Here is a 14,920-nt window from a genome sequence, read left to right on the forward strand (position 1 = left end):
GATGCCCAGTCAAGAATCGGATCAACTCAATGTATTACGGCGAGCTTTTCCGTTTTTCTTTGCATGTGATGAGAAACTGTGCCTGGTTCACATAGGCGAGCGTTTACATTCCCTTTGTCCTGAAATGAAAATCGGCTCTTTGCTGACGGATTCAATGACTGTCGAGCGACCAGAGGGACTCAGCAACTTTGAGCAGATTGTTTCTCGAAGTGGTGATGTCTTTCTCTTGAGCCTCTTATCTGGGCTTGGTTTGCGTCTACGTGGACAGTTCTTTACCAGCAAAGATAGTGGGGAAGCGACGATCTACTTCTTAGGTCATCCTTGGATTACAGATATAGAGGAACTCCAACATCACAGTTTGGATTTAAGCGACTTCCCTCCGCACGCAGGCATTGCCGATATGTTGATTCTGCTTCAAGCTCGAAATAATGGGCTAGTTGAATCTCGCCGCCTTACACAGCAGCTCCGCGATCTTACGGGGAAACTGGAAGCTCAAAATAAACAGCTTCAGCGTGAGCTAGAGGAGCGAGAAAAATTAGAGCAAACAATTGTCCAGGCACAGAAAATGGAAGCGATTGGTCAATTGGCAGGCGGTATCGCACATGACTTTAATAATATCTTGACAGCGGTACGTGGTTTTGGTTCGTTAGCTTTAGAAGGGCTCAAAAGTGACGATCCAAGAGCAATGCATATTAGACATATACTTGATGCTGGTGAGAGAGCAACTGAGCTCACCTCGCGGCTCTTGACGTTTGGACGTGGTCAGCCGTTGCAATTTTGCTGTGTCAATCTTATCGAAGCAATCGAAGAACTGGACCAGATTCTTCAGCCACTACTCGGTGAGCAGATAGATTTACAGATTGAACGTCGGCCAGGTGCAGGTAGTACCTGGGCTGATGATGCATCGTTGCAGCAGGTTCTCCTTAACTTATGCCTCAATGCTCGAGATGCCATGAGCGATAAAGGCGTTATATCGGTTCGCTATTATGGGCATGAGATCAAAGAGGTCGCTACAGCTACAACAGGCTTGATTCCACCCGGTCACTGGCAGGTCATCGAGGTAGAGGACTATGGCTGTGGAATGGATGAAGAAACATTAGATCAGATCTTCGAGCCTTTCTTTACATCCAAAGAACCTGGTAAGGGCACTGGGCTTGGTTTATCAACAGTGTGGTGGATACTTCAGCGCACGAAGGGCGCTTTGGATGTGCAAAGCAAAATTGGAGAGGGCACAAAGTTCACTATTTATCTTCCTCAAATGGCTACAGTTCAGAATGATCCAAAGTTAACGGTGCAAAAATCGAAAGCCATTGAAATGGGGCATGTCTTATTGGTTGAAGACGAGGCGCTGGTTCGCCAATCCGTCCAGGCTATGTTGGAGACTGTGGGGTGGTGTGTTACTCCGGCAAGTAATGCCGAAGAGGCATTAGAGATATTCGATCAAAATGCATCAGAGTTCGACATTGTCCTAACTGACCTCGTGATGCCCAACCTTGGAGGGCGTGATCTTGCTCATTTGCTTTGGCAGCGGAGCCCTCAATTTCCAGTTCTCTATATGACTGGTTATGACCCCGAGTCAGAAGGTGGTAAGGCCGATGCAGCTGAACACATCATTCTGAAGCCTTTTGGTCCTTCAGAACTCAGTGATGCGCTGAAAGAAACGCTCGCTTAGCGAATAATTTGTTCAGCTAGCATGAAAAGTCGTTTTAGCTGGTTGGCTCCGCCTCAATTGAAATCGGCTTCCAAGTATAAAGAGCACCTGGCGGCTACACTGGCAGGCATGAGTACATTTCTTCTTATCCTGATTATTGCTTATGCAGCCCTTCTTCTTTCGGCAGGGCTTCTTCACCTGATTGCCCGTCTTAAGCCTCTTGAAGCATTCGCGACAGCGCTGTGTTGTGCTCCCGGCTTAGATCTTGCAATTACGTGGTTTACAGTTTCGCCAATTATTGTTGGTGGAATTCTTGATGGCTGGAGAGGCATTGCTGCCGGCATCATTGCGCAGTTCTGTGCCTTAGTGAGTTGGACTATTCTTCATGAGATGGCCCATCCTGAAGCTCGGCGAGGTCCTCGAATCTACAAGTATATAAATAAGCAAGTCGGTTGGTTCCGTAACTACACCGCTCTCATAGTGACCACTTTAGTCGTGCCAATTTTTTGGCTCGCGCGAGTCGCAGAACTGACTCTCTACCCGCTTTTAGTTGTCCTTGTGCGTTTTCCAAAGTACAAGCAAAGAGAATGGGTTAATGTGTCCCGACAGAAGTTTCGTGGTCTTGTTGGGCATGATCTCATCTGGTGCCTTTATTGTGATTGGATGACAGGCGTATGGTCATTTGCGACTGAAATACTCCGCAATGTTGAATCATTTTGGTGTCCGATACGTTTTTCTTCAGAGGCCAAATGCGACAACTGTCGGCATGACTTTCCTGATATTGATGGTGGATGGGTAGCTGCTGATCAGACCATGAGTGAAGTTGTTCATGTTTTAGAAGAGAAGTATCGAGGCCAGGGATCAAATTCCTGGTTTGGGCATCCAGCTCGTCTCACTGTTGAAGGTGAGCGAATTGAGACTGATTCTGAAGCAGGTAAGACGGCTGGATAGCTCCTGCTCGGTTATAGCGAAATCTGGCGCGTAAATATTGAAGATGAAATGCTTCAGTTCGGTATTCTGTATGCTGGGAATCATTCAGGAGCGAGCATTACATGATGTCAATTAAAGTAAGCTATGTATTCGCGAGTTTGATGATTGGTCTCGTGTTTAGCGCGGTCATGGCACAATCTGTGTCACCAACCTGGGTTCAGCAACGAACCAAGCGAACACCTTGGATAGATGTAAGTCACCAGGCGCAGATTCAAGACAGAGAAAGTGGCAAAGCTCCTGAAGTCTCCAATGGTCGAGTCTCGGTGCTCCTAAGTGATGGAGCAGAAATCGAGTTCATTTCCGGTTCATCAAATCGTTCAACAATGGCGCGTTGGCGATCGGGTGAAGAAGCAGATTGGACGCAGCTTGTTCCACAAGCAGCTGCGATGCAGGGCAAAATACTTGATGGCCAGCAGGGGGAAGATGGTCGAATCTTCTTGCTACTTCATGATCAATTCAAAGGTAGTCCAACAGAAGGCGATCTTGTTCTTTGGGTCGGACAATCGCACCAGATTCAACAATTTGGTGAGGGGCTCTTTACGGTTCGCCTTGCGGCTTTGCAAGGTGAGGAGCCAATATGGGGGCGTTTAGAACTAAGTGATGATGGGAAGATGCATATTGAGACAATCATGCTTTCCCAACGCGCTCAAGTGAAAGAAGTTCTGACTCAAATCTCGCTCGATCAGATTGACCAGTTGGTTCCAAGCCGTGGATATCGTTTGCCATTGGTTGATCTTGACGACCAAAGCCATCGCCACGTTGTTGTAGATCGTGAGAAAGATCAGTATCTAGGTCATCCGACAACCGTTCTATTAGAAGATGGGCAGACACTACTCTGTGTATACCCAAAGGGGCATGGAAGTGGAGCAATCATCTACAAACGATCAACTGATGGGGGGCGAAGCTGGTCTGATCGCCTGCCGGTACCAGAGAATTGGTCGAGCAGTAAAGAAGTGCCAACACTCTACCGAGTCGTCGATCCACGCACAGGTAAGAAACGACTGATCATGTGGTCGGGTTTGTACCCTGCTCGGTTGGCAGTTAGTGAAGATGATGGACATTCGTGGAGTCCGCTTGAGCCAATTTCATCAGTGAAAGATGAAACGCCGTCTCCATGGGGCGGTATTGTGGTGATGGCATGTGTTGAGCAGCTTAATGACGGCCGCTATATGGCGATGTTCCATGATGATGGCCGTTATATCAAAGAAGATGGCGTCCTTGAGAGCCCTGTCAAATTCTCGCTGTATAAGACACTGAGTAGTGATGGTGGTTTGACCTGGAGCTATCCGGAAGCAATTTTGGAAGCAAGTGATGTTCATTTATGTGAACCAGGTCTGATTCGCTCTCCAGATGGAAAGACGATCGCAATACTCTTGCGAGAAAACAGTCGCGTCAGAAATTCTTATGTCATGTTTAGTGAAGATGAAGGTTTGACATGGTCACCGCCGCGAGAACTACCAGCAGCCTTGACAGGAGATCGTCATCAGGGTGTTTATGTTCCAGATGGTCGTCTCTTCATATCCTTTAGAGACACAACATTGGATAGTCCCACCAAAGGAGATTGGGTGGCTTGGGTTGGTACTTGGGAAGACATTTTATATGGGACACCCGGGCAGTATCGAGTGCGGATTAAAGATAATAAGAACCGCTGGGACGCGGCTTATCCAGGAGTTGTGGTGCAGCCCGATGGAACGATCGTCACGACAACCTATGGTCATTGGGACACGGGAGAAAAACCATATATTTTATCTTCTCGCATGAACATGAAAGAGTTAGACAAGCTGGCTCAAGAAGTAGATTCTAATCGCGGCCTGAATAGTCACACTCAGTAACCGATTTTAGGGACTGGAAGATCGAAACATCTAATGGAAAGATCACAATCGAAATTGCTCAATAGCAGAACTCGAGGTATTTGATGCGTTGGTGTTTTGGGATCATTCTCATTCTAATAATGCTGTTTTGTATCTATGGCGTTCTTGCCACCTTTGAGCCACACCCTACGTCGCTGGCCTTCCGATACGGATATATCATCATTGGTAGTCTTTGTTTCTTAGGTACGTTGGCGCTGGGATGGCCATCAAAAAAACACAAAACTCGGCACTGAGCTTGATTCTCGTGGTGAGCAATACATGACGCCTTCTGGATCAAAGTATGATGTCTCAGGTGATTCATATTCAATAGTCATTTAGTAGGTGAGGAGTGATGAGATGCGCCGTGAAAGCTGGAAATGTGTTTTAGAGACATTGAGTTGCAGCTTAGTAGTCTTGATTATGGCCTCTCAGTACAGTGCCGCTGATGTCGATCCAGAGGTGCCGATACGTTCTTTGAGTCATATCGTGGAACACGATAGTGACTTCGCCACATCGTCAGAGTTGATGTCTGCAGTTCAGCGAAGTGGTGATAATGGTCCACAGATTCAAAAGGCACTGATCGAAGTTCCAGATGATCAGCGGCGTGGTATGCAATGGATGATCCTTCACATGCCAGTGGAAGATTTGCGTCATCTCAGTGCAGAATATCTGCTCGAAAACTGTGACTTGGCTTATCAGGCTTGGCGGCAAGCGCCTTGGCGTGATGAAATTTCAGAGGCTATGTTTTTTGACACCATATTGCCTTATGCGGCAATTAATGAGCGACGTGATAACTGGAGGCGTGACTTTAGAGATCGCTTTTCAAAGCTCGTTGAAAATGCTCATTCACCAGCAGAGGCAGCCGCTATTCTCAATAATGCCATGTTCAAAGATGTTGGTGTGAAGTATTCGACCAAACGTAGTAAGCCCGATCAAAGCCCCTATGAGAGCATGGATATTGGCATGGCCTCTTGTACTGGGCTATCAGTCATTCTTATCGACGGTTGTCGAAGTGTTGGGGTACCAGCTCGATTTGTTGGTATCCCACTATGGTCAGATGGCAGTGGCAATCACTCTTGGGTCGAAGTGTGGGACGATGGATGGCATTTTACAGGTGCAGCTGAGCCGACTGGTGACGCGCTTGACCAAGGTTGGTTTTCAGGTCGGGCGGCAGAAGCATCGCGAGAAAATCCACAAAATGCAATATATGCAGTCACTTGGCGGAAGACACCAATTTCATTCCCATTGCCTTGGCTATCTGAGGATCAACGGATCAATGCGGTCGATGTGACGGATCGTTATACGGCGGAATCGCAACCCCTCGCTGAAGGAAAATCGCGTGTTCGTTTTTCTGTGGTTGACCCGAAAACAAAGGAGCGACTTCCAGCGCAGCTCTCAATTTTAGATGAGTCAGGTAAAGAAGTCTTTTCTGGACAATCAAAAGATGAACGGTTTGATGCCAATGACCATATCACTGTTCAGTTACCTGAGGGGCAAACATTTCGGGTTCGTGTATCTCATATGACAGGCAATCCAGTGTCTCATTCTCTGCTTGTTACTCATGATCAGCAGCTTGTCACCATTGAAGTCGATCATCAGCAGTCATCTGACGATGTAGCTGGTAGCTCTGCTGGAGCGGTGGCATCGTTGATTCAGTACCTTAATGCTGGTGGTACAGATCCAGGTCATCAGTCATTTTCTAAAACAGCACTAAACAAAAGCGTGACCTCAACGGCCAAAAGAATGCTCAACAAGAGCCATGCCAAAAAAATACGATCGCAACGGTCAAAAGAAATGGAAGATCGTGTCATTGAGCATGGTCAAATGCGTATGCCATTTTGGTACACCACCTTCGGCGATGCACCAGAAGCGGGGTACAGTCTGTGGATTTCAATGCATGGTGGTGGTGGTGCTCCACCTGAGGTAAATACCGGGCAATGGGAAAACCAGAAAAAGTTATACCAGCTCGAAGAAGGTATCTATGTGGCGCCACGAGCGCCAACCGATACATGGAATCTATGGCACCAAAGTCATATTGATCCAATGTTTGATCGCCTGATTGAAAATATGATTGCCATTGAAGGCGTTGATCCCAATCGCATTTATATCACTGGTTACAGTGCTGGTGGAGACGGCGTTTACCAGCTGGCCCCGCGAATGGCTGACCGTTGGGCTGGTGCTGGCATGATGGCTGGGCATCCAAATGAGACAAAACCAGATGGTCTAAGGAATACAGCATTCACTCTACATATGGGTGCCAAAGATGCTGCGTTTAAACGCAATCAAGTGGCTGGACAATGGAAAGCCCAGTTGGCGAAGCTGAAAAAAGACGACCCGGCCGGTTATGACCATTGGGTGGAAATTCATGACGGCAAAGGGCATTGGATGGATCGGCAAGAAGTTTCAGGACTGCAGTGGATGGCATCAAAGAAACGGAAGCTTCGCCCGAAGAAGATTGTTTGGTTGCAAGATGATGTCGTACATCCACGTTTCTATTGGCTCGCGAACGATGATCCACAACCGAGGCAGCGAATTGTAGCGAAGCTTGATAATCAGACGGTTCATATTCTTGAGACTGGTGGTGCAAAGTCATTGCGTATTCGACTGGATGATGGCATGGTCGATCTAGACCGGAATGTGATCGTACGTGGGCCTGAAAACCAAGTTCTGTTTCAAGGACAAGTGCCACGTACAATTGAAACCATGGCAAAAACACTGGCTGAGCGAGGTGATCCAGCAGGTATATTTACCGGTGAGATTATCGTAGAGTTGCCCACTCAATCATCGCCATGATTTCAGAATAAAAAACAGTTTGATTGATAGATAAGCTAAACATCGTTTCCAGATATGGGAATGTCTGCGAGGCTGAACAGGCAATTCAATAGTGAATTCAACGGCGCAATCGAGGTTTTGTGTGTGACGTCAAATCAACTGTTAGGATATAAAAGTTGCTTCGTAAACCACTTGAGTACTTATCTGTGTGAGTCAATATTATGCCAGAGTCAAAGCACCAAGCGTTTATTCTTCGTGCAATCGAGCTTGCGCGTGAGGCATCTATTGAGCGAAAAATAGGTGGTCCCTTTGGCAGTGTTATTGTTCGTGATGGCGAAATAGTGGGGGAAGGCTACAACAGCGTTCTTGAGCAACGAGATCCAACAAGCCATGGTGAGATTGTCGCTATTCGGGATGCATGCAAAAAACTGGATACGCACGATCTGAGTGGCTGTACGCTTTACACGAGTAGTGAGCCATGTCCCATGTGCTATGGCGCCATTTGGTGGGCTCGTATTACCAAAGTCTATTATGCGTCAACTATTGAAGATGCACTCCATTATGGAGAGTTTGATGACAAGGCTATCTACGAGTCAATGAACAAAGAGCCTCATGCGAGAGGTGTGCCTTGCATTCGTCATCTTCATAATGAAATGAGCAAACTGTGGAAAGAGTTTAAGTCACTTTCAGGTCGTGCAAAGTACTAAGGCATATCAAAAACGAATCCACAAAAAAGAGCGGGCCAATAAATGGCCCGCTCCGTAAAAAGTCAACGAATATAAATTCTTATTAGCCCTGTTGATTCGCGGCAATTGCAGCTTCAATATCTTCTGTCAAATTCGACTTCGTTTTCTTCGGTCCTAGAAATCCCACATGAATGTTAAGGATGGTGCCATCTGCTCCAATGACGACAGTTTGTGGAATGCCGGAGACACCAAATTTCTTTGCAACCATTCCCTTCTTATCCATAAGTACTGGGAAGGTCCACTTCTTTCGATCGACGAACGCCTGCACTTTTTCAGCCGGTTCATCTTGGTCGATGGCAAAGAAAACAACGCCTTTGTCTTTGAAAGCATCAACAGCTTCTATGACATGTGGAAGTCCCATGACGCATGGTCCGCACCATGTTGCCCAGAAATCAAGAACAACGATTTTGCCTCTTAGGTCAGAGAGTTTGACCATCTTGTCTTCGCGAAGCATTGGAAGCTCGAAGTCTTCTGCTTGTTGACCAACCAGTTTGTGAGTTGGTTCTTGGCCAGCACCCTCAAAATCCATTCCTTCCATCATTTCTTGCTGCTTGTCCATGATTGCAGCCACAAGGTCATCGACTTTCGTCCAGTTCTCTTTCGGTTTTAGGGCAAATGCAGCATTGTCAGGTTCGCCAGCTTTCCAGTCCTCCATCTTGAGCGTGACTTCAAAGCTGGGCATACCTTCTTGTTGTAAGTCGCTGAGGTCAGGAATCACGGCGATGAGCCAAGGCTGATCACCTTGAGCAAAGTAAGCCGTCATGTTCATATCGCCTATTGCATCATTGGTCATTCTGAAGGTGATGCCATCAGTGTGAATGCCGTCAAACTCTTTTGATGGAGCTGATGTTATATTCATAAAGTCAGCTGAAAAAAGTTGTTGAGGGTCAGCGGTGAAAAGCGTTAAGAGCATTGGAAGCATGGGGTCGGACATGACAAACGGGCCTTCGCCACTGTTTGCCTGTTTTGCAACCTCAGCCAAGGTCTTGGGTGCGGGTGACTCGCTATATATTTCAAAGTCGCTTGCAGAAGCCATGATCGATGTACCGTTGCTAACGATATTGGTGCCTGACATATCGTCTGTGCTACGTAAGGAAAACTTGTTGGGCTTAGCAATAGCTACTTCAACCGTCTGGATCATTGGCTGCGGCATATCATCTGCAACAACATGAGTTGTGCTTTTGAAAGTGGCGCCTGGAAGTGTTTTATAAAAATCACTTACTTTTTCTATGAGCGGATTCGATTGTGCTTCAGTCTTGGCATCATCGGCCAGTAGTGGCATCGTCAAGCATGTTGAAAGTAGGGCAGTGGTAAGTAGGCGACGAGATATCATTGTAGATCCTTCTTTTGGGTGGCATTGGGAAAGTCAGCGTGAGCAGTTGCGGTTTTGAGCGAACATACGCCGGTTCTTTTGGAGCAGGTTTGGTACTGAAGCGTTGCTTGCAGCGGGTGTGAGTGATTCGGAAGACGATCGGTTGGTAGTTGAATCTCTGCCCAGATTGTAAACGTATGGTCGTAAACAGATGAGTTTGTTCCTGCAATAGAAATAGTTTTTGGTTTCGGCCATGTAACGTTGGTCATCGTAGCGTTTTCGGGAAGATCCCAAGTCAATTGGCTTAAATATCCGGTGGCTCCAGGCCGAACATGCATGGACGAAGCACCGACGGTGGTGCCTGCATCAACATGGACACGTAGTCCGATCTTTATCGGCAATTCTGTATTGGCTGGTGTGTTGCTGAACAAGAAGTTCATTGCGCCATTCGATGAACCAGCTGTTTCCCAAAGGAGCTCATTAATCTTCGTGGCAGATACAGGTGGTGAATGACTTTGCGTATAGAGCCATACCCAGCCATGAGAATCGTGGCGGTGCGTCTCAAGCGCTTCGAGGCGTATGGCAATCTCATCAGCCCGATTCATATTGGACTGTTCTTGTTGGCTGTAGTCAGCCTCATCTTTGGACCACACAGGCTCGAGAAGCTCGTAGAGAGTGTTTTGTTCCTTCTCGAGTTGCTGTTTTTCATTTACTTCTGAATCAGTCAACGTTTTAATCGGATGCCATGTTGATCCAAAGTCTCCCACTAACAGATCAGTATGACCATCGCCGTTGTAATCGGCGGCATGAACTTTCACTCGGCTGCCATGAATTGGTGGCGTGGACTGTCGATGAAACATCTGGTCCATCGTTGGTTCAGAAATGAGTGTCTGCATGGCTCCGTATAAAGGCTTATGTTCTTTGCCTTCATTCCGATGCCAATAGACGCCACCATTTTCACTTCCGACAATAATGTCACTTACACCATCGCCATCCCAGTCGGAAAAGTGCACATTGGATCCATAGTCCCAACCGCCGATGGGGTCTCCGGAAGCCGTTACAAGTGGTCTTGTCTCGGTGCTCCATAAAGGTGTACTGCGTGAGCCGATGTTTTCAATTGTGTAGCAACCATCAAGTCGGGAGCCAATAACCAGATCAAGATCCTGATCGCCATCCATGTCATGGGCCTCAATGGTAATTGAATGAACGGAATGCTCTGTTGGGCCGTTTGGTTCTTGATATTTCTTTTTGATCGGTCGCATCGCATGCAGTGGTTGCCCATCAACATTTTTCAGGTGCTCGGAACTCTGGAAGGAGCCATCTGAATTGCGTTTGAAAAAGTACATATCACCTGGATAGGATCCTGAGATAATGTCGTCGATGCCGTCGCCATCAAAGTCGACAACATGAGGCACGAAGCTGACACAGCATGTAATTGGAACCGCCGCAATCTCATCGCCAGCTTTCATGTACTCAAAGGACTCATACTTTGGTACCTGGTTCGTCCCGTGGTTCTTATAGATTCGGAGTCGGCCTTGTACCCATTCATGGCCAGGACCGCCTGCCTCGCTGACAGGACCTTTATAGGGGAGAGCACCAAATTCTCCGACAAGGAGATCAGAAATTCCATCGCCGTCGATGTCATAGATATAAGGCGCTGCATGCCCCGTCGTGACATCGATTGGTTGCCCTGCAGCTTTAATTCGTATGGGATCCGCAAAACCGGCATGTTCGCTTGCATCGACATTGATGTGACAGGCTACATTTAATGCAGCCAAGAAAAGGCAAGGTGTGATAAGCATGATGGCTCCCGTCCAAGCCAAGATTGTAAGTCATTGATCAGTCAATGATGGTCTGCAGTAGACCTAGAAGTCTGACAAAAATGGCGACAACCTGATGTGAGATCAGGAAGAGCCATTATTGGGTTTGGAGGCAGGATTTTCTGCCCATGGAGACCCATCCCGAAAGTCATCGGGTTTGTAGTTTCCCTTTCGATGACCGCTAAAGCCAAATGCAGTTGGCTCCCAAGGGCCTATGGAATCTGCTCGAACACCTTGCGGAGGAATCTGATCTTCTTGGCCTACACACCAAAGTGCAGCGTTGGCTGAAAGTCGCCGTAGACCAGCGCTGGAAAAGTCCTCGGCTGTGCCCATCGTGGTGACAAAAATACGTTGTTTGGATCCATCAGGCATTGGGCGCTCACGGATCCATGCGATGGGCATCATTGGGTCGTTTCGTTTATCAGCCACAGGTTGATCATCTGGATTCATCCCTTCTAAGATAGCGCCGCGTACCAGGACCGTCGCATCTTTTGGTAATGAGCCAACGGCGTAGACATCCGTAGGTCCGAAGATGTCATCAGCACCACGTACTATTGGATGATCTTTTGCATCGACTGGGATGACGCCACGCGTCGCTTCGTGGCCGTGGTGTCCGTGATGTGCTACCCAAGTTTCACCGAGAATATGACCACCGAATCCACCCTGAGGATCCTGGCTATTGTAGGTCCAGTTTGCATAAGGACTATCCCGATTCTTTCGATAGTTAAATGCATGTGTAGCAGTTCGATACGCAATGACTGGCTTACCGCTATTAATGTAATCAACGATGTGAGCCATATCGTCATCTGGCAGTTCTCTAAATCTCAAGAAGACAACCAAGAGATCCGCATCATCAATAAGTTGAAGGCCGGGGATGTTATGCAGATTTTCAGGGTTGATTTCACCACTGTCATCCTGGCTAAATAAAACAACGCACTCGAATCCCAGCTCATGGCTTAAGATACGCCCCAGTAATGGCATTGCTTCTTCGGAGCGGTATTCTTCATCGCCGGCAAGAAGAACAATACGACGCCCATGACCGGGAGCTTGGTCTTTTGAGCCAGGAAAAGTGAGCCATTTTGGCGAAGTCGTTGTCTGGTTTGTTTGATGAGGGGTGTGTTCTTGTGCCATTGCTAAATCTGTGATGAATGTAGTCAAAGTCAAAAACAAAGTACAAGCAAGTGTAGTCGTTACTGAATTGAACACGTGTTTATCTCCAATTGAATCACTGCGATGCATCTTTCTCGCTCTCTTGAGCCAGCACCATTTTCTCGGTTATTTCCTTCGCTTGTTTTTCTGGCATATGCCGGAAGGCCATATCTCGGAACCATGCCCAGATGCGAGAATTTGATGCCGACATGCTCAGTCCTGACTTTGATTTTTTCAGTACTTCATCAGCAATCGGTTTTCGTTCGTCTTCAAATGTCTGTATGACTTCTTTGACTGGTTTATCTGATGCAATCATATTGCCGAGCTCAAAGGCATCGGTAATTGCGGTGCACGCACCCATTGCGGCATGTGATGTTGAAGCATGCGCTGCATCACCGACCAGCATCACGCGTCCTTTATGCCAAGAAGGAAGGGGCTTGAGATAGGTTTGCTCTGTAATCCATATCAAGGCGTCATCTGTTGCATTAATCGCTTCAGTGAGAACTGGATGTGGATGTTTGGGTGCAGCTAAGGCAGACTCTTTCTTGTGTGATTCGCTAGAGGGGCCACCTTTTCGAAGATTGACATACCAACGGCATTCACCATTGCCGATATCAGCAATGCCGCATTTGGTGCCAGGTTGCCAAAAGTCGAGATGGCATGCTTCTTTTAATCCAGGTGGATGGAAGGGCAGTACCGCGCCCCATCCACCGCCATTGGATTTCTCAAGTTCAACATTTGGGTACAGTGAACTTCGGACGACTGAGTGTGCGCCATCACAGCCTATGAGAAGATCACCTTCCACAGTCGATCCGTCTTCGAATTCAGCTACGGCGGTTTGTCCGTCAGTATGTGTTGCTTGGCAACGACAGCCTCTATTTAGTGAGTCTCCAAGAAGCTCTTCCATCAATTCACTTAAGCGCCTTCGGTTAATTTCATAGGAACCGGTTCCGTGTTCGCGACTGACTTGACCAACGGGTAACTCTGCCACAAGTTCGTTTTTAGCGCCATATATCTCGATGTGTTCTAGAAACTTGCCGACTGCATTCATGTCAACGCCAAGATCCTTGAGCCTATTGGTGGCAAACCCCCACAAGAGAAGTCCAGTGTCCAGTCGCTGTCGGTGGTCATATTGTTCATACACCACACTCTCAATGCCATGCTTTTTCAATGCTAAGCTGAGCGTGAGTCCAGCCATTCCACCGCCAATAATAATGACACGCTTGATCTTGCTCATAGGTGCTCCGCCTGTGGATTATGCAACTAGTCTACCAGTGTCGATTGTGTCCTGTCTTTGGATTGCTTTTTTTCGTAGCCCCTGTCATTGGCCTGATCTTATTAGTCATGACGGCTCAAATACCGTTCAATAAGGCTATCGATTAGTCAAGGCAGTGCTTTCAGGTTGCCGGTCATATTTAGTCCTTCGCACGCTCGATTTTGCTTAGACGACCGGTGGCATTCCAATCACTGACATATAAATTGCCGTCATGATCAAGACAGCATCCATGTGGAGCAGTAAAAATACCATCACTCCAAGCTTCGGGTGGTACGCCATGATTAGCCCACTGAGTTTTGTCAGGATTGTCTCCCACATGTTCAATGACATCAAAGTTCTCATCGAGAATTGTGACGCGACCCTCTAGCTCAGCAACAGCGAGTTCTTTGCCACGTATGCTCATAGCACAGGGACGACGTAGGCCTTCAATCGCAACATCTTTATACGTACCGTCTAAATGGAATCGCTGGATACGACGGTTTTCACGATCACAGACGAGTAGGAGTGGTTCGTCGCCTCGTTTGTCTACAGCCAGACCATGACAGGTTTTAAACTGTCCAGGCTCACTTCCTGGTCCACCAATTGTTTTCATATAACTGAGATCTGGTCCGAAGATATGCACCCACTGTCTTCCATAGCCGTCGGCAACATAAATTGTTCCATCCGGTGCTACGGCGACTGCAGTTGGTGCGTATGCATTTGGGTTGTCGTCGTATTTGCCAGATTCCATTGGAACGCCTAATGCCCATACAAGTGTTCCGTCAAGACGCAGCTTAAGTACTTGATGGCCTGCTAAATGGGCCGCATAGATGTACTGCTTGCCATCTTCTTCATGCAGCGTCATGCCATGAATGCCCGGATACTGAGACGCCATGGCCCTCACAAAGGTTCCATCAGGTTGATGGACAATAATAGAACGGGGCGTATCTGTATTCGAGTAAATGAGACCGGCCTCATCAATGACAACACCACCATGGGTACTGCCGAGTGCCCCCGTATCTTCGCCTTGGCCCCAGCCGGTAACTGGATGTGTTTTTGAATGGTCGGCATCATCCGGATCATGGGCCATGACATAGACAGAGAATGTAGTAAATAAAAAGGCTGTCGCTAGGAAAGTGAATTTCATAATTGATCCTTTGATTTCACCAGATCGATTGAGCAAGAGAAAATTCTCTCTTCGGAAAAGAAGCCAGGAATTTCAATGAGAGCACGAGTGAAAAGATATGCTAGCGGCAACTGATATCGTTGAACATGTTTTATGAGTGACAAGTCCGTAGCCATGACAACGAGTATGGCGGATACCCTCTAAAAACATTTATTCGCAACGCCTGGTCGCTGTAAAAAAACAGCCCCG

Annotated in this window: 10 protein-coding genes; 5 read left to right on the forward strand and 5 right to left on the reverse strand. The window is 47.3% G+C overall.

The window, feature by feature from the left end; genetic code table 11:
* Window position 1: 1 nt before the first annotated feature.
* The 5 genes from P8J86_08115 to P8J86_08135 all read left to right on the forward strand — a co-directional run bounded on the left by P8J86_08115 (window position 2) and on the right by P8J86_08135 (window position 7,970).
* The gene (locus P8J86_08115; GenBank protein ID MDG2054658.1) at window positions 2-1,672 is read left to right on the forward strand and encodes an ATP-binding protein; all 1,671 of its coding nucleotides are present in this window, start codon (window positions 2-4) and stop codon (window positions 1,670-1,672) included.
* A gap of 108 nt (window positions 1,673-1,780) precedes the next feature.
* Window positions 1,781-2,602, forward strand: coding sequence for a hypothetical protein (locus P8J86_08120; GenBank protein MDG2054659.1), 822 nt, complete (start codon window positions 1,781-1,783; stop codon window positions 2,600-2,602).
* Between the two features lie 101 nt (window positions 2,603-2,703).
* Window positions 2,704-4,473 carry a sialidase family protein gene (locus P8J86_08125; protein MDG2054660.1) on the forward strand — a complete coding sequence of 590 codons (1,770 nt, stop codon included), beginning with the start codon at window positions 2,704-2,706 and terminating at the stop codon, window positions 4,471-4,473.
* 375 nt (window positions 4,474-4,848) lie between these two features.
* Window positions 4,849-7,284 carry a transglutaminase domain-containing protein gene (locus P8J86_08130; GenBank protein MDG2054661.1) on the forward strand — a complete coding sequence of 812 codons (2,436 nt, stop codon included), beginning with the start codon at window positions 4,849-4,851 and terminating at the stop codon, window positions 7,282-7,284.
* 200 nt (window positions 7,285-7,484) lie between these two features.
* Window positions 7,485-7,970 (forward strand): nucleoside deaminase, encoded by a 486-nt coding sequence (locus P8J86_08135; GenBank protein MDG2054662.1) that lies wholly within the window; start codon window positions 7,485-7,487, stop codon window positions 7,968-7,970.
* Between the two features lie 82 nt (window positions 7,971-8,052).
* On the opposite strand, the gene P8J86_08140 is transcribed toward P8J86_08135, so the two are convergent.
* From P8J86_08140 to P8J86_08160, 5 genes are all read right to left on the reverse strand, one after another.
* Window positions 8,053-9,342 carry a redoxin domain-containing protein gene (locus P8J86_08140; protein MDG2054663.1) on the reverse strand — a complete coding sequence of 430 codons (1,290 nt, stop codon included), beginning with the start codon at window positions 9,340-9,342 and terminating at the stop codon, window positions 8,053-8,055.
* Window positions 9,339-11,123, reverse strand: a complete 1,785-nt coding sequence (locus P8J86_08145; GenBank protein MDG2054664.1) for an FG-GAP-like repeat-containing protein — start codon at window positions 11,121-11,123, stop codon at window positions 9,339-9,341. Before P8J86_08145 ends, P8J86_08140 begins: the two co-directional genes overlap by 4 nt.
* Window positions 11,124-11,225: 102 nt before the next feature.
* Window positions 11,226-12,272: a ThuA domain-containing protein gene (locus tag P8J86_08150; protein ID MDG2054665.1), complete on the reverse strand. Its 1,047-nt coding sequence runs from the start codon at window positions 12,270-12,272 to the stop codon at window positions 11,226-11,228.
* Between the two features lie 94 nt (window positions 12,273-12,366).
* Window positions 12,367-13,527: an FAD-dependent monooxygenase gene (locus tag P8J86_08155; GenBank protein ID MDG2054666.1), complete on the reverse strand. Its 1,161-nt coding sequence runs from the start codon at window positions 13,525-13,527 to the stop codon at window positions 12,367-12,369.
* A 178-nt stretch (window positions 13,528-13,705) separates the two neighbouring features.
* Complete coding sequence (locus P8J86_08160; GenBank protein MDG2054667.1) at window positions 13,706-14,692, reverse strand: hypothetical protein; 987 nt, start codon at window positions 14,690-14,692, stop codon at window positions 13,706-13,708.
* Window positions 14,693-14,920: the final 228 nt, after the last annotated feature.

Source organism: Phycisphaerales bacterium (assembly GCA_029268515.1).
GTDB lineage: Bacteria > Planctomycetota > Phycisphaerae > Phycisphaerales > SM1A02 > JAQWNP01.

Excerpts from the sequence above, each read along its gene's own strand:
- P8J86_08115 (MDG2054658.1), top strand. The coding sequence starts at position 2 with ATGCCCAGTCAAGAATCGGATCAACTCAATGTATTACGGCGAGCTTTT.
- P8J86_08120 (MDG2054659.1), top strand. The coding sequence starts at position 1,781 with ATGAGTACATTTCTTCTTATCCTGATTATTGCTTATGCAGCCCTTCTT.
- P8J86_08125 (MDG2054660.1), top strand. The coding sequence starts at position 2,704 with ATGATGTCAATTAAAGTAAGCTATGTATTCGCGAGTTTGATGATTGGT.
- P8J86_08130 (MDG2054661.1), top strand. The coding sequence starts at position 4,849 with ATGCGCCGTGAAAGCTGGAAATGTGTTTTAGAGACATTGAGTTGCAGC.
- P8J86_08135 (MDG2054662.1), top strand. The coding sequence starts at position 7,485 with ATGCCAGAGTCAAAGCACCAAGCGTTTATTCTTCGTGCAATCGAGCTT.
- P8J86_08140 (MDG2054663.1), bottom strand. The coding sequence starts at position 9,342 with ATGATATCTCGTCGCCTACTTACCACTGCCCTACTTTCAACATGCTTG.
- P8J86_08145 (MDG2054664.1), bottom strand. The coding sequence starts at position 11,123 with ATGCTTATCACACCTTGCCTTTTCTTGGCTGCATTAAATGTAGCCTGT.
- P8J86_08150 (MDG2054665.1), bottom strand. The coding sequence starts at position 12,272 with ATGGCACAAGAACACACCCCTCATCAAACAAACCAGACAACGACTTCG.
- P8J86_08155 (MDG2054666.1), bottom strand. The coding sequence starts at position 13,527 with ATGAGCAAGATCAAGCGTGTCATTATTATTGGCGGTGGAATGGCTGGA.
- P8J86_08160 (MDG2054667.1), bottom strand. The coding sequence starts at position 14,692 with ATGAAATTCACTTTCCTAGCGACAGCCTTTTTATTTACTACATTCTCT.